The following is a 22444-nucleotide window of genomic DNA, read 5'->3' on the forward strand; positions in this document are numbered from 1 at the left end:
GACATCTCGAAAGCGTGGAGAACGGCCGCCTCCGCTGTCACGCGAACGACCCCAGATCAGCAGGTCGGGTGACAGGCGAGGTAAAACGCCAAGCTCAGCGGGTCCCGCCGAAGTGCCGCTCCACGATCGCCCCGGCATCGGTGCCGCGCGGCAGGACGCCGTACTGGTGGCCACGCGCCTCGCCGAGCCGGGCGGCGACGAACGCCTCGGCCGTGGCCGTGGGGGCGTGACGCAGCATCAGCGAGGACTGCAGAGCCAGTGCCATGCCCTCGACCGTCGCACGGGCGCGGCTCTGCGCGGCGAGCGGGTCGCCCAGGTCCTCGGCCAGGTCACGGCGCACCCGACGGATGTGCGCGTCCAGTTCGCCATGGGCGCCGGCCGTGATCTCCAGCTCGGCCCAGAAGGCGTCCAGCGACCGCGGGGTCCTGACGATGCCTCGCAGCACATCGAGGGCGATGACGTTGCCGGAGCCCTCCCACACCGCCATCACCGGCTGCTCGCGATAGCGCCGGGCCAGCGGCCAGTCTTCGGTGTAGCCGTTGCCGCCCAGGCACTCCAACGCCTCGTAGGCGTGGTGCGGGCCGCGCTTGCAGATCCAGTACTTGGACACCGCGGTGGCCAGCCGCCGGAACATCGCCTCGGACTCACCGCTGTCGGCCTCGTACGCGTGGGCTAGGCGCAGGGCGGTCCAGGTGGCGGCCTCCGTCTCCAACGCCAGATCGGCGAGGACCGCCGTCATGGCCGGCTGGTCGACCAGCCGGGCACCGAAGGCGCTGCGGTGGTGCGCGTGCCAGAGGGCTTCGGAAACCGACTGGCGCATGCCCGCGGTGGTGCCGAGCACACAGTCGAGCCGGGTGTGGTTGACCATCTCGATGATGGTGGGAACGCCGCGTCCGGGCTCACCGATCCGCACCGCCCATGTGCCGTCGAACTCCACCTCGGACGAGGCGTTCGACTTGTTGCCGAGCTTGTTCTTCAGCCGCTGGACACGGATGGTGTTACGGGTGCCGTCGGCCAGCACACGCGGTACGAGGAAGCAGGTGAGCCCGGCCTCGGCCTGGGCCAGGACCAGGAAGGCGTCCGACTGCGGGGCCGAGAAGAACCACTTGTGGCCGGTCAGCAGATGGGCCCGGCCCTCGGGGTCGGAGGCCAGCGGGACGGCCCGGGTGGTGTTGGCACGGACGTCGGAGCCGCCCTGCTTCTCGGTCATCCCCATGCCGAATGTCAGCCCGGACTTGCTGCCCGGGGCGATCGGCCGCGGGTCGTACGAGCGGCTGAGCAGGCCCGGCAGCCAGTCCCGCCCGACACCCGGGTCGCGCTGCAGGACCGGGACCACGGCATGCGACATGGACATCGGGCAGCCATGGCCCGGTTCGACCTGGGCGAACAGCATGAACGAGGCCGCCCGCGCCACCGCCGCCCCGGGCTTCGGGTCGGCCCAGCCCGCGGTGTGCGTGCCATGGCTCACTGCCGCGCCGATGATCTCGTGGTACGCGGGGTGGAATTCGATCTCGTCGACGCGGTTGCCGTAACGGTCGTGGGTGCGCAGGACGGGCGGAGAGGTGTGGGCGAGCTCCGCATCGATCTGGAACCGCTCGGAACCGACGAGGGTGCCGATGTCGTGGAGCTCCGGCTCGTGCCAGGCCGCGCCGAAGGTCCGGACGGCCTGTGCGAGCGGCAGATTGGTGCCGTACTCGTCGAGGCCGGTCCGGGGCGGTGCCTGGTTGGTGACCTGATGGGTGGGGTGCGGCGCCGGGGACTCGGGCCGAAGGCCGGTCCGGTGCGTGGTGACGGTCATCGCGGGTTCCTGTCCTGGGTCGACGGTCGGGCGGTGGGCGGAGCAGGGCGGTCGTGTGCGGCACGCGATCAGGTGACGTCGGCTCCGACCGCTCTCAGACACAGCGTGGTGATGGCCTCGACGAACGGCGCCGGGTCGGCCCGCTCACCGACCGGCGACAGGGGGCCGAGCAGTGCCTCGCCGACCGCCCCGATCACGGCGGCGGCCGACAGCCGTGCGTTCTGCGCGGGCAGTTCACCCGAGGCGACACCGGCGGCGACGGCCGATTCCGCGAGGGCGTGATAGCCGAGCCGGTAGCTCAGGCGCTCCTGCTCGACGAGTGGATCGACGGGTTCGGCCAGCAGTGCCCAGGCCGTGCGCGGCGCGCGCAGCGCACGGTACGAGAAGACCTCGACCAAGGCGCGCAGCTGCTCGGCGGCCCCGCTCCGTGCCCGTACGGCCTCCTGCACCGCCCTGAGCTCGTGCCCCGCGACATGGCGGAAGACTGCGGCGAGCAGCTCCTGTTTGGAGGCGAAGTGGTTGTAGACGCTGCCGGTGGCGACGCCGGCCCGGTCGGCGAGCGCGGAGATGCTGGCCGCCGCGTATCCGCCCTCGGCCAGCAGCTGCCGTGCGGCGTCCAGCAGCCGTTCACGATGAGCGATCCGCGTCGCCTCCGTGCGGGCGGTGGGTCGGTAGGCCACGATGATCTGAACCTCGATTCATATCTTCCTTTGCCACTCAAGCACGGTCGGTCTCCAGGTGCAATGGGCCGTCGTCGGCCGTGCGCACGACGGCCATGGGCCCCGGGCATCCCGGGTCGGCACCCGGACACCAACATCCGCGGCGAGTACACGAATTCACCGTCCGCCGACTCCTGGCCCGGCTAGCCCCGGGAGGCGTACGTCACCTACGGCGGCTTCGATTGGGCGACCGCGGCCGGCCTGGTCCGGGTCCGACCACGGCCATCTCATCGACGGCATCGACGTCAAGTTGCGCGGCGAGCACGGCAACAGCGCCACCCTCGGCGGCCGGCTGCGTGCCAGGCGAGGCGAGAGGCTCACCCTCACCGTCATGGTGACCGCCGCCTCCCGCCGCAATCCGCACGGGCTGCTGCCGAGTCTTGAACATGTCGACGTCATCTGCGGTGCCGTCCGCGGCCCGGCCGCCGACCGCGACGACTGGCACGCCCCGGACACCCGGCTCGCCCGCACCAGCGATGTCTCGGGGCGCCGCGGCACGTACATCCTGCGGCTGCCCGTCGGTCGTGCGGACGAGCCGTTCTACCTGCGGCTGCGCGGCAGCGACGGCAAGCGGCACGGAAAGGGGTTCCTCGGCGGGGCGGTCGACCCGCACGGCCTGCTCCCGCACGAGCCCGGCAGGGGCGATCCGTGGCTGCACACCTGGTCCTGCACCAACCCGGTCTTCGTGGACATCGTGCGCTGACCCCCCGTCCGGAGCCGCCCGAAGCGGCTCCGGACGCGCTCAGGCGCCCAGGGCCGCGGAGACCACCGCCCTGGCCTCCTCCTGCACCCGGCCGAGATGGTCGGTGCCCAGGAACGACTCGGCGTAGATCTTGTAGACGTCCTCGGTGCCCGAGGGGCGGGCGGCGAACCAGGCGTTCTGGGTGGTCACCTTGATGCCGCCGATCGGTGCGCCGTTGCCGGGCGCCTCGGTGAGCACGGCCGTGACCGGTTCGCCGGCCAGAGTGTCGGCGGTGACCTGCTCGGGGGAGAGCCGGGCGAGAACCGCCTTCTGCTCGCGGTCGGCGGGAGCGTCGATCCGGGCGTACGCGGGTTCGCCGAACCGGGCGGTGAGCGCGGCGTATCGCTCCGAGGGGGACTTGCCCGTCACCGCGAGGATCTCCGAGGCGAGCAGCGCCAGGATGATGCCGTCCTTGTCGGTCGTCCACACCGATCCGTCACGCCGCAGGAACGAGGCTCCGGCCGACTCCTCGCCGCCGAACCCGATCGCTCCGTCGAGCAGTCCGTCCACGAACCACTTGAAGCCGACCGGCACTTCGACGAGTTCACGGCCGAGACCGGCGGCTACCCGGTCGATCATGCCCGAGGAGACCAGCGTCTTGCCGATGCCGGCGGCGGCCGGCCACCGCTCGCGGTGGGCGTACAGGTAGTCGATGGCGACGGCGAGGTAGTGGTTCGGGTTCATCAGCCCGGCGTCGGGGGTGACGATGCCGTGCCGGTCGGCGTCGGCATCGTTCCCGGTCGCGATCTGATAGCGGTCGCGCTGCCCGATCAGCGAGGCCATCGCGTACGGCGAGGAACAGTCCATCCGGATCCTCCCGTCCCAGTCCAGCGTCATGAACCGCCAGGTGGGGTCGGTCAGCGGATTGACCACGGTCAGATCGAGGCGGTGCTGTTCGGCGATGCGGCCCCAGTACGCGACCGACGCGCCGCCCAACGGGTCGGCGCCGATCCGTACTCCGGCCGAACGGATCGCGTCCAGGTCGAGCACGGACGGCAGGTCCGCCACGTAGCCGCCGAGGAAGTCGTACGTCCCGGTGGTCGACGCCGCCCGCGCGCGGGCGTAGGGCAGCCGGCGCACGTCCTTCATGCCGTCCGCGATGATCTCGTTGGCCCGCTCCTGGATCCAGCCTGTGGCCCCGGACCCGGCCGGGCCGCCGTTCGGCGGGTTGTACTTGAACCCGCCGTCGCCCGGCGGATTGTGGGACGGGGTGACCACCACACCGTCGGCGAGGTGCGCGGTCCGGCCCCGGTTGTGGGTGAGGATCGCGTGCGACACCGCCGGAGTAGGGGTGTAGCCGTCGGCCGGGTCGACGAGCACGGTCACGTCGTTGGCGGCGAACACTTCGATGGCGGTGGTCCGGGCCGGTTCGGACAGCGCGTGGGTGTCGACGCCCAGGAAGAGCGGCCCGTCCGTGCCCTGCCGTGCCCGGTATTCGCTGATGGCCTGACTGGTGGCGGCGATGTGGTCCTCGTTGAACGCGGTGGCCGTGGACGAGCCGCGATGGCCGGAGGTGCCGAACGCCACCCGCTGGCCCGGTTCGGCCGGATCCGGGTGCAGCGTGTAATACGCCGTCACCAGCCGTGCCACATCGGTGAGGTCCTCCGGCCGGGCCGGCTGTCCAGCTCGTTCGTGCGGCATCTGCCCACTCCTCCGTATCGGTCGGTCGTTGCGATCTTCCCCTGCGCCATTTTCGCGGGTGGCCCGTGCCGGCCCGCGACTGCCCCGCCGTGGACGCGGACGGGCCCGCAGGAGCGGCGCCAATTCGGTGGAGGCAGTGCCGGGTCCCGGCATAGGTTCGTCGCCGACGACGAACAGTTCACCCCCGACCGCGACAGGCGGCGGGTTCCGGCCGCACGGGAAGAGACGAAATGGCACCGAACGAGTCCGCACAGGCCGACCGCGTCGTGTTGCGCGAGGCCGCCGCCGAGGACGCGGAGCCGCTCACCGGGCTCTTCCTCGCCTCCCGCGCCGCGGCCATGCCGTACCTGCCGAAGGTGCACAGCGACGCGGACACGCTCGCCTGGATGACCCATGTCGTCCTGCCCGGGACAACGGTGTGGATCGCCGAGACCGGGGCGGGCGACGTACTGGGATTCGCCTCCCTCGACGGAGCCGAGCTGGAGCACCTGTATCTGCGGCCCGACGCACGGCGGCGGGGCATCGGCTCACTGCTCCTGGCCAAGGTGCGCGAGACCGCCCGCGACGAGCTCACCCTGTATGTCTTCCAACGCAACACCGGCGCCCGCGCCTTCTACGAACGCCACGGATTCGCCGCGGTCGCGTTCGACGACGGCAGCCGCAACGAGGAGAAGGAGCCGGACGTCAGATACCGGTGGACCGCGAACGGCTGAGCGCGCGCGCCGTCCGGGACGAGCGCACAGGTACATCCGCGTCACCCGGGCGGGCCGTCCGGCCGATCGGGCTCAGGGGGCCAGGTGGATCAAGGGCGAAGGACGAGTGTCCGTGCGTCGCGGACCTGCACCGTCCGCTACCGACCCGGGCACTCACGGGCACAGCCGCGTGTGCGTGGCCGCCTGGCCCCTGCGGCCCTGCGTCCCGCTGATCGGCGGCACCGACGACGCCGTCGCCGGGACACCGGGTCCCGGCGTACCGTTGCGGCACCCCTCCCGGGCCCCGGCGGTCGGCGACGCCGGTGGGCCTCGCGCACGATCGCGAGGGGGCGAAGGCTGCGGCACAGTGGGCATATGGACGATCTGAATGCCCTCGCCGACGAGCATCTGGCCGCGGCCCGCACCTCCCCGCACGGCCGCAGCGCCCACCGCCTGCTGCATGAGGAGCCCCTGCGCCAGACCGTCATCGCCCTCACCTCGGGCTCCGCCCTGGACGAGCACAACGCTCCCGCCGCGGCCTCCCTCCAGGTGCTCCGCGGCAGGGTGCGCCTCACGGCGGGCTCGGGCGACGTGGAGCTCGGCGTCGGCGGCCTCCACCCGATCCCGCAGGAGCGGCACGGGCTGCTGGCGCTGGAGGACGCCGTGGTGCTGCTGACGACCGTCAACGAATGACGGCGCCGGTCCCGGGACGTGCGAGGGAGGTCATCCGGACACGCTCCAGGACCCACAGGACGAGGCTTCCGGTGGCCAGCGCGCCACCCAGGAGGCAGACGCCGCCCCAGCCCGCACGCGACCAGACCACCGAGGCGAGTGCGGCTCCGGTCGCCCCGCCCATGAAGAAGAGCGTCATGAACGCCGAGTTGATCCGGTTGCGGGCCTCCGGGCGGAGCCCGTAGATCACGTTCTGAGCGCTGTTGAGCCCTGCCTGCTGGGCGATGTTCAGTGAGATCACCCCGGCCGCGAGCCACCACAGGGAGGACTCGCCGGCCAGGAGGGGCAGCCAGGAGAGTGTGAGGAGGCCGGCCGCCGTTCCCGACACGGCCTGCACCCGGCCGCGGTCGCTCAACCGGGCCGCGAAGTTCATGCCCACCACTCCGATGACGCCCACCAGCCCGAAGAGTCCGATCGCGGCCGCGTTCCAGCGGAAGGGGGGCCGGGTCAGCAGAAACGTCAGCGCCGTCAGCTGCACGCTGTACGAGGCCATGAAGAGCGCGCCGACGGCCGCCCGCCAGCGCAGCAGAGGTTCCTGTCGCAGCAGGGCCAGCGTGGAGCGCAGGAGTCCGGTGTACGGCATCGGGGCCGCGTCGTGCGGACGTGGCAGCCGGGGGAGCCGGTTGTGCAGAAGAACCGCCATGACGGCCACGAGCAGCGCGTTCACCCCGTACACGGTCCGCCAGCCACCGAGCTCGGACAGCGCGCCGGAGGCCAGCCGTCCGAACAGCCCGCCGAGCAGGACACCGGACATGACGACGCCGACGGTCCTGCCGCGTTCGGCAGGCGCCGCGAGGGCCGCCGCGAACGGCACCACGACCTGGGCCCCGACGGAGGTCAGCGCGGTGAGCAGGGTCGCTGCGATCAGCAGGGGGCCGGACGGCGCCGCGGCCGTCAGCAGGAGGAAGAGAGCGGTGAGCGCGAACAGGACGACGGCGAGCCGTCGGCGGTCCATGATGTCCCCGAGGGGGACGAGCAGGATCAGGCCCAGTGCGTACCCGGCCTGGGCGGCGGTCACGATCAGCCCCGCCGCGGTGACGCCGATGTGCAGATTCTGCTCGATGATGTCGAGCAGCGGCTGCGCGAAGTAGTTCCCGGCGACCGAGAGACCGGCGGCGAGGGCCATCAGCAGGACCAGGCCGCGGCCGGCGACCGGTGGATCGGGGAGAACGCGGGGGACGGCCCGGTCGCGGGTCCCGTGTGTGGAATGAGCCATGTCCCTCAGCCTCGGGGATCCATCATTCATGAGTCCAACACATGTTTTTCATTTCATCGATCGTGATTCACGATGGATGGATGGAACTTCAGCAGATGCGGTACGTCGTCGCGGTGGCCGAACTGGGCAGCTTCACACGTGCGGCGCAGCGGTGTCTCGTCGTCCAGTCCGCGTTGAGTCATCAGGTCGCCCGGCTGGAGAAGGAGCTGGGTGCCCGGCTCTTCGACCGCACCAGCCGTCAGGTGCGGCTCACCGCGGCGGGTGAGGCGTTCCTGCCGGAGGCCAGGCAGGCGCTCGACGCGGCGGAGCGGGCCCGTGCCGAAGTCGCCGCCACAGCGGGGGAGGTCCGTGGCCGCCTCGCGGTCGGATCCATCCCGACCATTGCCGCGGTCGATGTCCCGGCGGCGCTGCGGGCATTCCATCTCCGTTATCCGAAGGTGCACATCGTCCTTCGGGACGGGGCGAGCAAGGACCTGGTCCAGGATGTACGGGACGGCGCGCTCGACGTGGCGTTCCTGGGCGTGCTGCCGAGCTACCGGCCCAAGGGTGTGAGCGATCACGAACTCGCCACCGGCGAACTGGTCGCCGTGGTCGCCCCCGCCCACCCCCTGGCGGGGAAGCCGGAAGTGGGCCTGGAGCGGCTGGCGAAGGAGATGTTCGTCGACTACCCCGACGGCACCGCGGCCCGCGCGCAGTCGGAGGAGGCGTTCGCGGCGATGGGTCTCACCCGCGAGGTGGCGTTCGAGGTCAGCGGCGCCGACTTCATCGTGCGGCTGGTCCGCAGCGGGCTCGGGATCGCCATGCTGCCTTCCGCCTTCGCGGCGGAACTGACCGGCGTACACGTGCTGTCCGTCCGTGACGCGCCCGCACGCACCGAGCGGCTGGTCTGGAGCCGCTTCCGCCCCACCCCGGCCGCCGCGGCGTTCCTGACCGGGCTCGGAGTGGACGCCGGCTGAGCCTGCCCTCGGCCCTCCGGCGGCGCCCGGCGACGACGCCGGAGGAAGTCCCGCTCGGCCGCGTTCTCCGTGTGCTCGACGGTGGCGTCAGCAGGTGAGGACCGGACGCTGCCGGTCGTCCCGCACGGGCATCAGCCGTCCACTTCACCCTCGAACGGCCGGACCTCGATGGGCAGTGTGATCGCCCGCGCGGCCTTGCGGCCCCACGCGAGGGCGGCAGCCGGATCGGGCACCTTGATGATGCACAGCCCGCCGAGATACTCCTTCCCCTCGATGTACGGGCCGCCGGTGAGCAGCGTGTCACCGTTCGTCGCCCGCACGACCGTGGCTGTGGCCGGGGAGCTCAGCCCGCCGGCGAACACCCAGGCCCCGGCCTGCCGGAGCTCCTGGTGGAAGCCGTCCACGTTCCGCATGATCCCTTCCAGCGCCTCGGGGGAGGGTGGTTCCCCCTCGGCCGGTGTGACCACGCTGAGCAGGTAGTGCTTCATGATGTTCCTCCTCGGACACGACGCCGGCGCCGTGCCGGTGTCCCACCTCCCTCTATACGAACGGCCGTCGCCCGGATCGACACGGAACACGGTCCTGTTCGAAGATTTTCTGCACGAGGCTTGTGGGAGCGCTCCCAGGTTCGTCAGGATGAGTCGATGAACAAGCCCGCCCACTCACGGGCCTACCACCCCGGCGACCGTGCGGCCCTCGCGGACATCTGCGTCCGGACGGCCGACAACGGCGGTGACTCCCGGCATCTGTACCCGGACCCGGAGCTGGTCCCGACGGTCTTCGCCGCCCCGTACGCGTACCTCGAACCCGACCTGGCCTTCGTGATCGACGACGGTACGGGCCGGGCGGTCGGATACATCCTGGGCACCGCCGACACACCGCGGCTCGTGCGGGAGTTCCGCAAGCGGTGGCTGCCCCTCGTCCGGGACCGCTTCCCGGCACCGGGCGGCACCTTGCGCACCCCCAGCGAGGAGATGGCCGCCCTGCTGCACACCCCGGAGCGGATGATCCTCCCCGAACTCGCCGACCATCCCGCGCACTTGCACATCGATCTGCTGCCCGCCTGGCAGCGGAAGGGGTACGGCAGAGTGCTGATGCGTACGTTCCTGGCCGCGCTGCGGGGCAAGGGCGTCGAGGCGGTGCATCTGTCCATGCTCACCGCCAACACCCCGGCCAGGGCGTTCTACGACCGGCTGGGCTTCGGCGAGATCCGGGTACCCGACCCCGGGCCCCTCACCCATCTGGGGCGCGGCACCGAGCCGGACCTGTAGTGGACCGCCGGGACAGTACCGAGGCGCCGGTCCCGGCCACGCGCGGGCGTCCTCGCGTCCTTTGCGCCGGACCGGCCGCGGAGGGGGTGCCGTGGGTGTTCGCTGGGCAGGTACTGGTGTACGACCCGGGAAAAGGGGCGAACCGGCCGGTGCCGAGGGGCGTGTGACGTGAGGGAGCGGACCGTGTGGCAGTTCTCCGACGATCGTGGACAGTTGTCGGCCGCAGAGCGGCGCCCGGCGCGGGTGCTCGCCTACGTCCAGGCCGGGGCGACCCTGTGGGACCAGGGCATACGCCCGAGCGCGATATTCGGCTCCGATCATGACGACCAAGCCGTGCCGGACACGGCGAAGACCGGCTCACTGCCGCTGGCCGAGGTGGGCTATCTCGGCGCGGGCAGCGCCCTGGACGTGGACACCCTGCTGGGCGTCGAGCCGGACCTCGTCGTGGCCGTCAGCTACGGCGGCGGTCATGTCTACGGGCTCGCCCCGCAGACCGCCAAGCATCTGGAGGAGCACGTCCCGGTCGTTGTCGTCGACGTGGGGCAGGCGCGCACGCTCGCGGAGATCGGTGAACGCTTCGCCGGGCTGGCCCGTTCGCTCGGCGCCGAGGAGCCCGCGTCGGCGGCACGGGACCTGGACGTCGCCCGGGACCGGCTGCGCACACTCGCCGCCGGACCGGGCCGGCCCCGGGTGCTCGCGCTCTCCCCGGCCGGTCGGGATCAGGCGCACCTCGCCCGCCCCCGCATGTGGCCGGAGCTGCGTGCGCTGGCCGAGCTCGGCGTCGACCTCGTGGAACCGGCCGAGGGGCCCGGCGCGAACTGGTCGACGGTCGGCTGGGCGCAGGCCGCGACTCTGCGCCCGGCCATCGTGCTCGCCGACGTCCGTTCCAACGCCACCCCTCTCGACGAACTCCGGACCGGCGAGGCGTGGTCGGCGATCGAGCGGGGCGCGCGTGTGCTGCCCTGGAACCCGGAGCCGGTCTGCAGCCCGCAGGCCCACGCGCGGTTCCTGACGCTCGTCGCCGACGCACTGGAGGCCACCGCCCACCGGTGATGACGTGCTCGGCCACGGAGCGCGGTCGCCCCGCCCGCCGCACGGTGCGCCTGTGCCGATGCCCCGTACGGACGCTTCCGATCGCGCGGGCCGCGCTGGTTCGCGAGGCTGGCCGGGAGTGCCCCGAGCCGATATCGCACGTCCCCAGGAGCAGGCATGCAGCAGGACAAGCACCCGCCCTACCGTCCCGTCGTCTTCCGTGACCGTTCGGCGGGTTACGCCTTTCTGACCCGGTCCACCGCATCGAGCGAGCAGACGATCGACTGGGACGACGGCAACAGCTACCCCGTCATCGACGTGGAGATCTCCGCGGAGAGCCATCCCTTCTTCACCGGTAAGGCCCGGGTGGTCGACTCCGAGGGGCAGGTCGCCAAATTCGAGCGCCGGTACGGCGAGGAGGGACGCGAGGGCGCCTCCTGACCCACGTACGCACCCTGACCCACGTGCGCACCGGAAAGCGGCCCTGCCAACGGACCCGAGCAGGCCCGCGTACGGATCCGATCGGGCCCGCGCAGGAATCCGAGCCGGCCCGTCTGCGCAGCCCGACAGGCCCGGTCGCCGGCCCGAGTCCCCCACCCCTTCCCGGAGAGGTGGGGGACTTTGTTCGTCACATCTCGTGACACCCTTGGCCAACCCCTCGTGGTGGCGACCTGGAGCCGACCACAACCGTCCGGTCGTTCGTCGACGGCCGGACGGTCATCGACGCGACCGACCCCCGCTATGCAGGAGGCAGGATCGGGCTCAATGTGTTCGCAGGCCGCACCGCCCACCAGGACACCGTCGTCACCGCACTCCAGGAGACCCCACCCCCATGCTCGACAGACTCGACCTGCTGGTCATCGGTGAATGCGTCGCCGACATCGTCCGGCTGCCGGGCGCGGCCGATCAGGTCCACCCGGGTGGCAGCCCGGCCAATGTGGCGTACGGCCTGGCCAGGCTCGGGCACGGTGCCACCCTGCTCACCCAGCTCGGCCCGGACGACAACGGCCGGCTGATCAGGGACCACCTGGCCGGCGCCGGGGTCGAGGTCCGCACGGACGGCGCCACGGCTCCCACTCCGTCCGCGGCCGTGGCCCTGGACCGGGCCGGCCGGGCGGCGTACACCTTCGAGATCGCCTGGACGCTCGCCCCGGTCTCCCCGGACCGGACGCCCCACCACGTCCACACCGGCTCCATCGCGGCGGTGAGGGAGCCCGGAGCGGCCACCGTCCTCGCCGCAGTCGAGTCGCTGCGGACGTCCGCGACCGTCAGCTACGACCCCAATGTCCGGCCGGAGCTGATGGGGGAACATGACGCGGCCGTTCGCCAGGTCGAGCGGTGCGTCGCGCTCAGCGATGTGGTCAAGGCCAGCGACGAGGACCTGGCGTGGCTGTATCCCGGCCAGAAGCCGGAGCAGGTCGCCGAGCGGTGGCTCGCCACCGGCCCGGCCGTCGTCCTGGTCACCCGGGGAGGCGACGGCGCACTGGCCGTCGTTCCCGGTGGGCAGGTGACGGTCGAGGCGCTGCCCACCGTCGTCGTCGACACCGTGGGGGCGGGCGACGCCTTCATGTCGGGCACCTTGCACGCCCTCGCCTCGCACCAACTGCTCGGCGCGGACGGCCGGGAACGGCTGCGCTCGCTGGACCGGGCCACGGTGACCGATGTCCTGCGTCACGCCGCGGCCTGTGCCGCCGTCACCGTGGCCCGGTCCGGCGCCAACCCGCCGGACGAGACGGAGCTGGAGGCGGCGCTCGCCCGGGGCTGACCACGACGGTGCTGCCGCCCCCTCGCCGGACGGCGGCACCGTCCCGCTGTCGGCGCGGGCCCTGCCGGACCGGGACGGACCGGGCGGCGCGGAGTCCACGCCGCTGCCGGGCCGGTGCTCGGCCGAGGACATCCGGCCCGCACGGTGCACGACCAGTCGGCCGCGCCCCGAGGCGCCGTTGCTCAGCCGGGCGCCACCGGCCGGGGCCCGCTGTCGTCGTCGAGGAACTCCACCACGGCGAGGGCGAACAGCGCGCACAGCGCGATCCACACGGTGACCAGGCCCGTCGGCCGGTCCCACGCCACCAGGACCGCCGCGGCCACCACGACCACCGTCCAGTTCAGCCAGGCCCTGGTCCGGTGCACCCACCTGCCGACCGGGCCGCCGGCGAAACCGGCCGCGTCCCGCACGGAACCGATGCCATCGCCCCACATGACCTTGACACGGGCGGCGGTGCGGCCGTCGCCGGTGAGCCACGCGGCGAGAGCCACCACGATGCCGAGTGTGATCACCAGCCGGACCAGGGTGCGTACGGGGCCGGCCAGGGCGTCGAAGACGGAACCGGCCGCCGGCGGTGACACCTCGGGCGGAAGACTGTCCAGATAGAACGCCCGGCCCACCCACACGACCAGCCCGAGCACCGCGGCACCCGCGGCGACCGCCAGTGCCGTCGTGACCAGCGCGCGGCGGCGGCGCATCGCGAGGAGCACCCCGCCCGCGGCACACGCCAGAGTGACCAACGGCAGCCAGAAGCCGATGATCTGCAGAGCCCGGAACCACTTCTTGGCCTTGCCGACGGATTCGGAGGTCAGCACCGTGAAGTCGGTGTGGATCTCGGGGATCTTCGCGGCGATCGCCAGCCCCCGGTCGACGAGACTGTGTTTCAGCCGGTCGATCACGGGCGCCAGGTCGATGGTGACGGTGTTGCTGCTGAGCTTCACCGCACCGCTGCCGCTCCCGGTCAGAGCCTTCAGCGTCGCGGACTGGGCGGTCCGGCTGAGGTCGGTCCAGATCGACTCGAAGGCGTCGCTGGTGACGAGCCTTTCCGCGGTTCCGTGGACGAACTCCGAGACTCCTGTGGTGAGGGGGCCACTCAGCCGCCCGAGCGCCTTGTCGACCACGGGCCGGTCCGCGGGGGCGACGTCGGCCAGCAGAGCCTTCACATCGAGGTGCTTCATGACGGCGTCGGTGACGCGGTCGGTCACCGCCGTCTGCACATCGAGGTCGGATGCGAGCGGCGCCATCATCGCCACGTAGTTGTCGGTGTCGCCGAGTTGGTTCTTCGCCCAGGTGGACACGATGCTCAGCGGCGTGAGGACGGCTGCGACGACGATGAGCAGCACCGCGAGGAACGAACGGGCCCGCGGCCGGTGCCGCTCGGGAGGACGGGCCTCCAGCGCCGCCACCCTGGCGCGCAGCGCCGCCAGTTCCGCGCCTGCCTCCGAGGGCTCCGGCCGATCGCCGTCCGCTTCCATGTCCCCAGGGGATGCCCTGCCGGCGAGCGCAGCGCGGCGGACTGCTGCGGACGGGTGAACACGGTCACCGGACGCACGGCGGGAACCGGTCCACTCGGCCCGGTGGTGACCCGTTCGGCCCAGTGAGCGCATCCTCGCCGGGGCTACTGCCGTTCGGCAACCGGTAGGCGTGATCGATTACGAGGAGGGGGCGGGAACATGGGGCGGACCGACGCGGGTGTCGCGGTGACAGGCGTGGGGATGGTGACCTCCGCGGGCGCGGACGAGCGCGCCTTCTGGGCGGGACTGTGCGAGGGCGTTTCCACGGCTCGCCGCTGCGACGAACTGGCCGGGCTGCCGGTCGACTTCGCCTGTCCGGTGGACGGGATCGACCTGGACGAGGCCGTCGGCGGACGCTCGGTGTGGCGGATGGCGAGGTTCGTGAAGATGGCGCTGGCCGCCGCCCGGCAGGCCGTGGCGGACGCGGGACTGTCACCGGAGCGCTGGGACGGCGACCGGGTGGGGGTGGTGCTGGGCGTCGGCGTGGGCGGGGTGTCCGTGCTCGCCGACAATCAGCGCAAGCTGGACGACGCCGGGCCGGAGGCGGTGTCGCCGCTCCTGGTCCCGATGATGATGCCCAACGCCGCTGCCGGTGAGGTCGCCATCGCGTTGCGGGCCCACGGCCCGAGTCTGGCGCCCGCCACGGCGTGCGCGTCCGGGGCCAGCGCGATCGCCCTGGCCCGTGACCTGCTGACGAGCGGCCGGTGCGATGTGGTGGTGGCGGGCGGCGCGGAGTCCGTACTGACTCCGCTGGTGGTGAGCGCGTTCGCGGCAATGGGCGCGCTCTCCCGGCGGACCGGCGATCCGGTGGGGGCGTCGCGGCCGTTCGCCGCGGATCGGGACGGATTCGTGATCGGCGAGGGTGCCGCCGTCCTCGTGCTGGAGCGAACGCCCGACGCGCAGGCCCGCGGCGGACGGCCGCGTGCCCTGCTGACCGGTACAGGGTCCGCCACCGATGCCCACCACCCCACGGCCCCGCATCCGGACGGGGCGGGCGCGCGCAGGGCCGTGGGCGCGGCTCTGCGCGAGGCGGGCTGGGCGGCCCGCGACGTCGACCACATCAACGCGCACGGCACGTCGACCCCGCTGAACGACGCGATGGAGACCGCGCTCATCTCGGGGCTCTTCCCCCACCGCCCTTCGGTGACCGCCCCGAAGGGCGTGCTCGGGCACACCCTCGCCGCGGCCGGGGCGATCGAAGCGGTGGCCACCGTACTGACCCTGGAGCGCGGTCTCGTCCCGCCGATCGCCAATCTGGACTCGTTGCCGGACGGGTTCGACCTCGACTGCGTGGTCAAGGAGCCCCGCATGCAGGACGTCGAGCGGGCACTCAGCCACTCCTTCGGCTTCGGCGGACACAACGTCGTGCTCGCCTTCCAGCAGGCCGAAACGGACGGCCGGTCGCGGACGGCCCCCGGTGTCCTCGCCGTTGACTGATCGTTGTCGTCTCATGACCGCAACGATCGACAGCCCCTCCGCCGAACGGTCCACGGACCTGCTCACCGGCGTGCTCCTCGGCGACGGCTTCCGCCGGGAGCACGCCTTCTGGCAGCGGCTGATCAGCACAGAACCATTCCGCCGACCGGACCGCCGCACTCCCGAGGAGCGCCTGCGACTCGCCTACGAGCGGCTCCGGATCCTCAACGACCGCCTCGACAGCGGCGCACGGCTCGCCGCCGACCCGCGGGCCCTCGCGGCCCTGCACGAATGGCTCGGCCCGGTCGACCCGGCACTGACCACCGTGGCGGGCATCCACTACAACCTCTTTCTCGGCAGTCTCCTCGACCACGACGGCGACGGACAGCGCGATCTGTCGGACTTCCTGCGGCTGCGCAGCGTCGGCACTTTTCTCTGCACCGAGGTGGCACACGGCAACGACGCGGCGGCCGTCGAGACCACGGCCGCCTACGACCGCGAACGCGACGGGTTCGTTCTGCGCACGCCCCATGCGGGCGCCCAGAAGTTCATGCCCAACACCAGTCCGGCGGGCGGGCCCAAGACGGGGCTCGTGGCCGCGCGCCTGCTGGCCGACGGCACCGATCACGGGGTCTTCCTCTTCCTCGTACCGCTCACCGACGCCGTCCGGGCCCTGCCCGGTGTACGGGTCCGCAGGCTTCCCACGCGCACGGGGAGCCCGGTGGACCACTGCCTGACCTCCTTCGACGGGGTCTTCGTGGCACGCGAGGCGTTGCTCGGCGGGGACCATGGACGGATCGGTGACGACGGCGAGTTCAGCAGCGCCGTCGGCAACCGCAGGCGCCGCCTCCTCGCGTCGATCGGACGCGTCACCTCCGGCAAGATCTCCATGAGCGCCTGCGCGGTCGGCTCCGCGCGCGCGACGCTCGCGGTCGCCGTGCGCTACGGCGGCCACCGGTACATCTCCGGGCCCCGCGGATCCCGTCAGGTGCCGGTGATCGCCCACCGCAGCCATCACGGCCCGCTCGCCCGTGCCATGGCCACCGTCTTCGCGATGAGCCTGCTGCACCGCCGGGCCCTGGACCGCTGGGAGGCGCGGGTGGACGAATCGGGTCCGGACCACGAAGCGGCGGAACGACTGGTCGCCGTCGCCAAGGGGTGGATCACCTGGCAGGCCCGGTCCGTGATCGTCGAGTGCCGTGAACGGTGCGGTGCTCAGGCGCTTTTGGAGCACAACGGCATGAGTGAACTCATCACCGGGGTGGAAGGCGCCATCACGGCCGAGGGCGACAACCTGGCCATCCACGCCAAGGCCGCCGCGGAAATGCTCTTCGCCACCGAACCGGCCGGCCAGGGTGCTCCTTCCGGCGGGGAATCCGGCGACCTCGACGATCCCCGGTTCCTCGGCAGGCTCCTGGCGGCCCTGGAGGGGATCTGGTTCGACCGGGCCAGGGAGCGGATGAGCCGCGCACCGCACGGTGATCCGCTGGGTCGGTGGAACGCCGCGTCCGGGCCGGCCCTGCGTGGTGTCGAGGCGTACGCCCAGTGCCAGGCGGCCGAGGCGTACGCGGACGCGGCGACCGGTCTTCCGGACGGCCCCGCCCGTGAGCGACTGGTCGACCTGCAGAGGCTGTTCGCACTCGACCGGATCTCCCGGAACAGCGGTGATCTGCTGGCGGCAGGGCATCTGACGGTGAATCAGGTAAATGATCTGCCGGACGCCGTTGACCGGCTGATCACCGCAGTCGCCGCTCAGCTGCCCGCCCTCGTGGACTCCTTCGCACTGCCGCCGGAACTGCTCGCCGACTGGCCCATCGCGGGGGCCGACTACATCGAGGCGTACGACGACCCGGGGGCCGGCTGGCAGCCGTACGGGGACCGGGTGGCGGCTCGGGGGGAACGGTGAGGGCCGTGACGAGAACGGGAACAGCCGTGCGATCCGGCTCGGTGCGGGAGGCGGCCGGAGCCCTCGGTGTCCGCGCTGTGCTGCTGGTCTTCTGGGGTACGGCAGCCGCCCTGGCCCGGTGGTTCACGCAGCCGCGGCAGGGCGGTGGTGAATCGGTTCGGCACAAGGCGTAACTGGAGGCACGTCACCGAGTTGATTCGGCGTCGGGACGGTGCCCCCGCCGTCGCCGGCAGTCGTACCGAATGATGGAGAGGAAGCTCATGAGTGCGATTCATCCCAAGATCACCGAGGTTCTGACGCGCACCTTCAAAGTGCCCGCCGCCGAGATCCGCCCGGATTCCACGATGGACAGCCTGGAGATGGACTCCCTCGCCGTCGCCGAGTTCGCCGTGCTCATCAGGGAGACGCTGGGTGGCCGGGGAGACTTCGACAGGCTCCCCAAGGGAGCCACCCTGGCCGAGATCACACGATTCATCGACGGGGCCGGCGGCGGGGCGTCGGCGAGCGGCGCGGCACCGATGAGCAACGCCCGATGAACAGGCCCGTCATCGCCGTCACCGGCCTGGGCATGATCACCCCGGTCGGCAACGACACCGAATCCACCTGGAAAGGTGTGTGTGCCGGAATCTCACCGGTGCGTACCGTCGCGGCGCTCGAAGGCTGCGCGATCGACTTCGCCTGCACCGTCGACGGAATCGATCTGGACGGCGTGATCGGTGGCCGCACCTCGTTCCGGATGGGGAGGTACACCAAGTTCGCCGTTCTCGCCGCCCGGGAGGCGGTCGCCGATGCCGGGCTCGACCCGGCCGAGTGGGAGGGCGGCAGGGTCGCGGTGGTCGTCGGCACCAGCAGCGGGGGCTCCGCCTCACTGACCGAGCAGGCCGTCGTGCTCGACCGGCTCGGACCCGACGCCACCTCGCCGTCGGGCATCCTGCTCACCATTCCGAACATGCCGGCGGCCGAGATCGCGATCCAGTTGCGGGCCACCGGTCCCAGTATGGCGCCGTGCACCGCCTGTTCGTCCGGCGTCACGGCCCTGTCCGTCGCCCGCGATCTGCTGATCACCGGCCAGTGCGACATCGCGATCGCCGGAGCCACCGAGTCGATCGTCTATCCGGCCGCCATGGCCGGGTTCGCCCGGTCCGGGGCCGGGGCCCGGAGGGACGGCGACGCTGCCGGGCAGTGCCGGCCCTTCGCGGCCGACCGGGCCGGGCTGGTCATGGGCGAGGGCGCCGCCGTCATGGTGCTGGAACGGGCGGACGACGCCCGTGCCCGAGGAGCGGCACCGCGGGCGCTGGTCGCGGGCACCGGGGCCACCACCGACGCCCACCATCCCATCAGTCCGCATCCGTCCGGCGCGGTGGCCCGGCAGGCGGTGGAGATCGCGCTGCGCGACGCGGGCTGGGCGGCAAAGGACGTCGAGCACGTCAACGCACACGGCACGGCCACTCCGGTCAACGACGCCACCGAGGCCGCCCTCATCGCCCGGGTCTACCCGCACCGGCCGCCCGTCACCGCCTCGAAGGGCGTCCTGGGACACTGCATGGGGGCGGCCGGGGCGATCGAGGCCGGACTGACCGTCCTGACGCTGCAACGCGGAGTCGTGCCGCCGATCGCCAATCTGGACGCCCCGGCGCCCGAATTCGACATCAACTGCGTCACCAAGTCTCCGCTGCGGCAGCCCATCCGGCGTGCCGTCAGTCATTCCTTCGGGTTCGGCGGACACAACGCCGTGATCGCTCTTCAGCGCCCGTAGGCACCAGGCAGGTGGTGCGACGGGAAACGGCCCGGCGCACCACCTGCCACACCGCCCGTGAGCTGCGCAGAGGCCCGTGATAGCTTGCCGGAGCCAGTCGAACTCCACGAAGGAGTCAGGGAATCCGGTGAAAATCCGGAACTGACGCGCAGCGGTGAGGGGGACGGGCGGGGCCACGGCCACTGGGAGCACCCTCGGGTGCCCTGGGAAGGCGTCCCGTCCGCAGGAACCCGAGTCCGAAGACCTGCTGGCACCTGCGGTCCGGTACCGGGCGCAGGACGCCGTACAACGGGCTCCGCGTATGGGCCCAGAGACGCAGAGGGACTCCGTGCCGTCCATATCCAGCTCTGTCCGCACCATGGCCGTGCTCTCGGCGGGACTCGTCCTGCTGACCGCATGCGGCGGCGGAGCGAGAAACCCCGCCGCGAAGTCGGGCTTCATCGACGGATACCCGGTGACGCTGAAGAACTGCGGACGCACCGTCACCGTCGAATCCGCACCGCACCGCGCCGTATCGGTCGACCAGGGATCGACCGAGATCCTGCTCTCCCTCGGCCTCGCCGACCGGCTGGCCGCCACCGCGACCTGGACCGACCCGGTGATGAAGGGTCTGGAGAAGGCCAACGCCGGGGTCCCGAGGATCGCGGACAACCGGCCTTCCTCGGAGAAGGTCCTCGACCAGGAACCCGACTTCATCAGCGCGTCGTTCGAGTCGACGCTCGCCAAGGGCGGCGTCGCCCCGCGCGAACAGTTCGAGGAACTCGGGGTCCCCACCTATGTCTCGCCCGCCGACTGCACCGGCAAGGACAACAGCGGCAGCGGCGACGGCGCCCGTACCGAGCCGCTGACCATGGACAGCGTCTACGACGAGGTGCGCGAACTGGCTGGGGTGTTCGGCGTGGCCGAGCGCGGCGACCGGCTCGTGGCGCAACTGCGGGCCCGGGTCAAGAAGGCGACCGACGGCGTCGACGCCTCCGACGCCACCCTCCTCTACTGGTTCTCCGACTCCAAGGCCCCGTACCTGGCCGGCTGCTGCGGAGCACCCGGCATCATCACCCGGGAACTCGGCGCGAAGAACGTCTTCGACGACACCCGGGACGAATGGCCCCAGATCAGTTGGGAGACCGTCGCCGACCGCAACCCCGACGTCCTCGTCATCGGTGACCTGACCCGCAAGGCACAGACCGCCGAGAGCGCCGCCAAGAAGATCGAGTTCCTGGAGTCCAACCCCGTCACCAAGAACATGGACGCCGTCAGGCACCGGCGTTACGTCCTGCTGAGCGGCCAGGCCATGAATCCGTCCATCCGGACGGTCGAGGGTGTGGAACGCGTCGCCGCCGGGCTGCGCGCCTTCGGGCTCGCGGGATGACGGACACCGGACGCGCCGCGGCCCCGCAGGCGTCACGGACCTCCGCGGCCGGCGCGCGCGGTGCGACGGGCCCGCGGAAGCTGCGCGGCGCAATCCTGTGGGCCTGCGGCATCGCGCTGCTCGTGCTGTCCGTCGCGATCGCCGTCACCATCGGCCCCGCCCGTATCTCCGTCGCCGACGTCTGGTCCACGACGGCCTCCCACCTCGGCTGGGGCCGGTCACGGCTCACGCCGATCCGGGACGGCATCGTCTGGAACCTGCGCATGCCGCGCACCCTGCTCGCCGCGGTGTGCGGTGCCGGGCTCGCGGTGTGCGGCACCGTCATGCAGTCCCTGCTGCGCAACCCGCTCGCCGACCCGTTCGTCCTCGGCGTCTCCTCCGGTGCGTCGACCGGCGCGGTCGTGGTCGTCGTCCTCGGTGTCGGCGGGGGAGCGGTGTCGATCTCGACCGGCGCGTTCATCGGCGCCCTGTGCTCGTTCGCCCTCGTCCTGCTGCTCAGCCACACCCTGGGCGGCACGACCGACCGGGTCGTCCTCTCCGGTGTCGCGGCCATGCAGCTGTTCTCCGCACTCACTTCCTTCGTCGTGATGACCTCCGCCGACGCCGAGCAGACCCGCGGGGTGCTGTTCTGGCTGCTGGGCTCGCTCGGCGGAGTCGGCTGGATCGATGTGTGGATCTGCTCCGCCGTTCTCGTGGTGACGCTGCTGATCTGCCTGGGACACGCCCGCACACTCGACGCCTTCGCGTTCGGCCAGGAGGCAGCCGCCGCGCTCGGCGTCCATATCGCGCGCACCAGGATCGTGCTGCTGTGCACGACCGCGCTGCTGACCGCCGCGCTCGTCAGCTCGGCCGGCGCCATCGGTTTCGTCGGTCTGGTGCTGCCGCACGCCGCCCGTGCGCTCGCGGGCTCCGGGCACCGGCGGCTGCTCCCGCTCACCGCCCTGGCCGGGGCCGTCTTCCTGGTCTGGGTCGACACCCTGGCCAGGACGGTCCTCGACCCGCAGGAGGTGCCGGTGGGCGTCGTCACCGCCCTGATCGGCGTGCCCGCGTTCGTCCTGGTCCTCTACCGCACCCGGAGGATCACATGACGGGCGGAGTCACCCCGGGGCTGCGGGCCGAGCGGGTCAGCCGGGAGGCGGGCGGCCGGCTCGTACTCGACGGGGTCCACCTCGCCCCGCCGCCCGGCGCCACCGTCGGGCTGATCGGGCCGAACGGGTCCGGCAAGTCGACTCTCCTACGGGTGCTCGCGGGAGTCCTCGTCCCGGAGACGGGCGTGGTCACCCTCGACGGCCGGCGGCTCGACGAGATCGGCCGCCGAACGGTGGCCCGAAGGGTCGCCGTGGTCGACCAGCACGCCGTGACCCAGGTCGAGCTGAGCGTCCTGGATGTGGTGCGACTCGGCCGCATCCCGCACCGCAGGGCCTGGGCGGCGCCCGGCCGGGAGGACGAGGAAGCGGTGCGCGAGGCCCTGGAGCGCACCGGTCTCGCCGGCCGCGGTGACCAGTCCTGGCACACCCTCTCCGGAGGTGAGCGGCAGCGGGTCCAGATCGCGCGCGCACTGGCCCAGCAACCGCGTGAACTGCTGCTCGACGAGCCGACGAACCACCTGGACATCCAGCACCAGCTGGAACTGATGTCGTTGATCGCCTCGTTGCCCCTCACCGGTGTGATCGCTCTGCACGACCTCAACCTGGCCGCGATGTTCTGCGACCGGATCGTCGTCATGAAGCAGGGGCGTGTGGTGGCCGCCGGAACCCCCTCGGACGTGATCACCGAGAAACTCATCGCCGACGTCTACCGGGTCAGCGCGCGGGTCGCTCCGGACGGCCCCGACGGGCGGCCGTCGGTGCGCTTCGTGCCCGGGCGCCCCGGCCACTGACGGCGAGAGAGCGGACCCCGGCACACACGGGTCCGCCCCT

19 protein-coding genes, 2 pseudogenes and 1 riboswitch are annotated in these 22444 nt (G+C 72.0%); of the genes and pseudogenes, 15 read left to right on the forward strand and 6 right to left on the reverse strand.

Annotated features, from left to right (window positions below):
• Positions 1-94 precede the first annotated feature (94 nt).
• On the reverse strand, positions 95-1798 hold the full coding sequence (locus ABZ826_RS34605) for an acyl-CoA dehydrogenase family protein (RefSeq protein WP_361457583.1): 1704 nt from the start codon (positions 1796-1798) through the stop codon (positions 95-97).
• A 68-nt stretch (positions 1799-1866) separates the two neighbouring features.
• Positions 1867-2478 carry a TetR/AcrR family transcriptional regulator gene (locus ABZ826_RS34610; protein ID WP_361457586.1) on the reverse strand — a complete coding sequence of 204 codons (612 nt, stop codon included), beginning with the start codon at positions 2476-2478 and terminating at the stop codon, positions 1867-1869.
• Between the two features lie 129 nt (positions 2479-2607).
• Here ABZ826_RS34610 and ABZ826_RS34615 point away from each other — a divergent pair.
• Positions 2608-3220: pseudogene (locus ABZ826_RS34615) on the forward strand (histidinol-phosphatase); the annotation flags it as partial.
• A 39-nt stretch (positions 3221-3259) separates the two neighbouring features.
• On the opposite strand, the gene pgm reads toward ABZ826_RS34615, so the two are convergent.
• Positions 3260-4900: a phosphoglucomutase (alpha-D-glucose-1,6-bisphosphate-dependent) gene (gene pgm / locus ABZ826_RS34620; RefSeq protein ID WP_361457589.1), complete on the reverse strand. Its 1641-nt coding sequence runs from the start codon at positions 4898-4900 to the stop codon at positions 3260-3262.
• Between the two features lie 230 nt (positions 4901-5130).
• On the opposite strand from pgm, the gene ABZ826_RS34625 reads away from it, so the two are divergent.
• Both ABZ826_RS34625 and ABZ826_RS34630 read left to right on the forward strand, forming a co-directional pair.
• Entirely contained in the window at positions 5131-5613 is a 483-nt protein-coding gene (locus ABZ826_RS34625) for a GNAT family N-acetyltransferase (protein ID WP_361457592.1), read from the forward strand.
• Positions 5614-5967: 354 nt separating this feature from the next.
• Positions 5968-6285, forward strand: a complete 318-nt coding sequence (locus ABZ826_RS34630; RefSeq protein ID WP_361457595.1) for a cupin — start codon at positions 5968-5970, stop codon at positions 6283-6285.
• Here the strand turns inward: ABZ826_RS34630 and ABZ826_RS34635 are convergent.
• A complete protein-coding gene (locus ABZ826_RS34635) occupies positions 6275-7540 on the reverse strand; it encodes an MFS transporter (protein WP_361457598.1) in 1266 nt (421 codons plus the stop codon). The genes ABZ826_RS34630 and ABZ826_RS34635 overlap by 11 nt on opposite strands.
• 80 nt (positions 7541-7620) lie before the next feature.
• On the opposite strand from ABZ826_RS34635, the gene ABZ826_RS34640 reads away from it, so the two are divergent.
• Positions 7621-8496 (forward strand): LysR family transcriptional regulator, encoded by an 876-nt coding sequence (locus ABZ826_RS34640; protein WP_361457601.1) that lies wholly within the window; start codon positions 7621-7623, stop codon positions 8494-8496.
• Between the two features lie 131 nt (positions 8497-8627).
• Here ABZ826_RS34640 and ABZ826_RS34645 read toward each other — a convergent pair whose 3' ends face one another.
• Positions 8628-8984, reverse strand: coding sequence for a YciI family protein (locus ABZ826_RS34645; protein WP_361457604.1), 357 nt, complete (start codon positions 8982-8984; stop codon positions 8628-8630).
• Between the two features lie 156 nt (positions 8985-9140).
• Between ABZ826_RS34645 and ABZ826_RS34650 the strand changes: the two genes are divergently transcribed.
• The 4 genes from ABZ826_RS34650 (at position 9141) to ABZ826_RS34665 (ending at position 12564) form a co-directional block, all read left to right on the forward strand.
• Positions 9141-9767: a GNAT family N-acetyltransferase gene (locus ABZ826_RS34650; RefSeq protein ID WP_361457607.1), complete on the forward strand. Its 627-nt coding sequence runs from the start codon at positions 9141-9143 to the stop codon at positions 9765-9767.
• Between the two features lie 168 nt (positions 9768-9935).
• On the forward strand, positions 9936-10820 hold the full coding sequence (locus ABZ826_RS34655) for an ABC transporter substrate-binding protein (protein WP_361457610.1): 885 nt from the start codon (positions 9936-9938) through the stop codon (positions 10818-10820).
• 156 nt (positions 10821-10976) lie between these two features.
• Positions 10977-11240 (forward strand): type B 50S ribosomal protein L31, encoded by a 264-nt coding sequence (locus tag ABZ826_RS34660; RefSeq protein ID WP_361457613.1) that lies wholly within the window; start codon positions 10977-10979, stop codon positions 11238-11240.
• Between the two features lie 391 nt (positions 11241-11631).
• Positions 11632-12564, forward strand: coding sequence for a carbohydrate kinase (locus ABZ826_RS34665; protein ID WP_361457616.1), 933 nt, complete (start codon positions 11632-11634; stop codon positions 12562-12564).
• Positions 12565-12746: 182 nt separating this feature from the next.
• Here ABZ826_RS34665 and ABZ826_RS34670 read toward each other — a convergent pair whose 3' ends face one another.
• Entirely contained in the window at positions 12747-14039 is a 1293-nt protein-coding gene (locus tag ABZ826_RS34670; protein ID WP_361457619.1) for a hypothetical protein, read from the reverse strand.
• Between the two features lie 198 nt (positions 14040-14237).
• Here ABZ826_RS34670 and ABZ826_RS34675 point away from each other — a divergent pair, with 198 nt between their 5' ends.
• The 7 genes and pseudogenes from ABZ826_RS34675 to ABZ826_RS34705 all read left to right on the forward strand — a co-directional run bounded on the left by ABZ826_RS34675 (position 14238) and on the right by ABZ826_RS34705 (position 22404).
• Complete coding sequence (locus ABZ826_RS34675) at positions 14238-15515, forward strand: beta-ketoacyl-[acyl-carrier-protein] synthase family protein (RefSeq protein WP_361457622.1); 1278 nt, start codon at positions 14238-14240, stop codon at positions 15513-15515.
• Between the two features lie 13 nt (positions 15516-15528).
• Positions 15529-17573: pseudogene (locus ABZ826_RS34680) on the forward strand (acyl-CoA dehydrogenase).
• A gap of 87 nt (positions 17574-17660) precedes the next feature.
• Positions 17661-17936 (forward strand): acyl carrier protein, encoded by a 276-nt coding sequence (locus ABZ826_RS34685; protein WP_361457625.1) that lies wholly within the window; start codon positions 17661-17663, stop codon positions 17934-17936.
• Entirely contained in the window at positions 17933-19156 is a 1224-nt protein-coding gene (locus ABZ826_RS34690) for a beta-ketoacyl-[acyl-carrier-protein] synthase family protein (protein WP_361457628.1), read from the forward strand. The genes ABZ826_RS34685 and ABZ826_RS34690 overlap by 4 nt, the downstream gene beginning before the upstream one ends.
• A 77-nt stretch (positions 19157-19233) precedes the next feature.
• A riboswitch (cobalamin riboswitch) is annotated at positions 19234-19423 on the forward strand.
• A gap of 61 nt (positions 19424-19484) precedes the next feature.
• A complete protein-coding gene (locus tag ABZ826_RS34695; protein WP_361457631.1) occupies positions 19485-20525 on the forward strand; it encodes an ABC transporter substrate-binding protein in 1041 nt (346 codons plus the stop codon).
• A complete protein-coding gene (locus ABZ826_RS34700) occupies positions 20522-21613 on the forward strand; it encodes an iron chelate uptake ABC transporter family permease subunit (RefSeq protein WP_361457634.1) in 1092 nt (363 codons plus the stop codon). Before ABZ826_RS34695 ends, ABZ826_RS34700 begins: the two co-directional genes overlap by 4 nt.
• Positions 21610-22404, forward strand: a complete 795-nt coding sequence (locus ABZ826_RS34705; protein ID WP_361457637.1) for an ABC transporter ATP-binding protein — start codon at positions 21610-21612, stop codon at positions 22402-22404. The genes ABZ826_RS34700 and ABZ826_RS34705 overlap by 4 nt, the downstream gene beginning before the upstream one ends.
• The last annotated feature ends 40 nt before the right edge of the window (positions 22405-22444 follow it).

It is taken from the genome of Streptomyces sp. NPDC047515, from assembly GCF_040643055.1.
In the GTDB taxonomy this organism is placed as follows: domain Bacteria; phylum Actinomycetota; class Actinomycetes; order Streptomycetales; family Streptomycetaceae; genus Streptomyces.

Coding starts and splice junctions, on each gene's coding strand:
- ABZ826_RS34665 (WP_361457616.1), top strand. CDS start 11,632: ATGCTCGACAGACTCGACCTGCTGGTCATCGGTGAATGCGTCGCCGAC.
- ABZ826_RS34685 (WP_361457625.1), top strand. CDS start 17,661: ATGAGTGCGATTCATCCCAAGATCACCGAGGTTCTGACGCGCACCTTC.
- ABZ826_RS34675 (WP_361457622.1), top strand. CDS start 14,238: ATGGGGCGGACCGACGCGGGTGTCGCGGTGACAGGCGTGGGGATGGTG.
- ABZ826_RS34635 (WP_361457598.1), bottom strand. CDS start 7,540: ATGGCTCATTCCACACACGGGACCCGCGACCGGGCCGTCCCCCGCGTT.
- ABZ826_RS34650 (WP_361457607.1), top strand. CDS start 9,141: ATGAACAAGCCCGCCCACTCACGGGCCTACCACCCCGGCGACCGTGCG.
- ABZ826_RS34690 (WP_361457628.1), top strand. CDS start 17,933: ATGAACAGGCCCGTCATCGCCGTCACCGGCCTGGGCATGATCACCCCG.
- ABZ826_RS34645 (WP_361457604.1), bottom strand. CDS start 8,984: ATGAAGCACTACCTGCTCAGCGTGGTCACACCGGCCGAGGGGGAACCA.
- pgm (WP_361457589.1), bottom strand. CDS start 4,900: ATGCCGCACGAACGAGCTGGACAGCCGGCCCGGCCGGAGGACCTCACC.
- ABZ826_RS34700 (WP_361457634.1), top strand. CDS start 20,522: ATGACGGACACCGGACGCGCCGCGGCCCCGCAGGCGTCACGGACCTCC.
- ABZ826_RS34640 (WP_361457601.1), top strand. CDS start 7,621: ATGGAACTTCAGCAGATGCGGTACGTCGTCGCGGTGGCCGAACTGGGC.
- ABZ826_RS34605 (WP_361457583.1), bottom strand. CDS start 1,798: ATGACCGTCACCACGCACCGGACCGGCCTTCGGCCCGAGTCCCCGGCG.
- ABZ826_RS34625 (WP_361457592.1), top strand. CDS start 5,131: ATGGCACCGAACGAGTCCGCACAGGCCGACCGCGTCGTGTTGCGCGAG.
- ABZ826_RS34630 (WP_361457595.1), top strand. CDS start 5,968: ATGGACGATCTGAATGCCCTCGCCGACGAGCATCTGGCCGCGGCCCGC.
- ABZ826_RS34660 (WP_361457613.1), top strand. CDS start 10,977: ATGCAGCAGGACAAGCACCCGCCCTACCGTCCCGTCGTCTTCCGTGAC.
- ABZ826_RS34705 (WP_361457637.1), top strand. CDS start 21,610: ATGACGGGCGGAGTCACCCCGGGGCTGCGGGCCGAGCGGGTCAGCCGG.
- ABZ826_RS34670 (WP_361457619.1), bottom strand. CDS start 14,039: ATGGAAGCGGACGGCGATCGGCCGGAGCCCTCGGAGGCAGGCGCGGAA.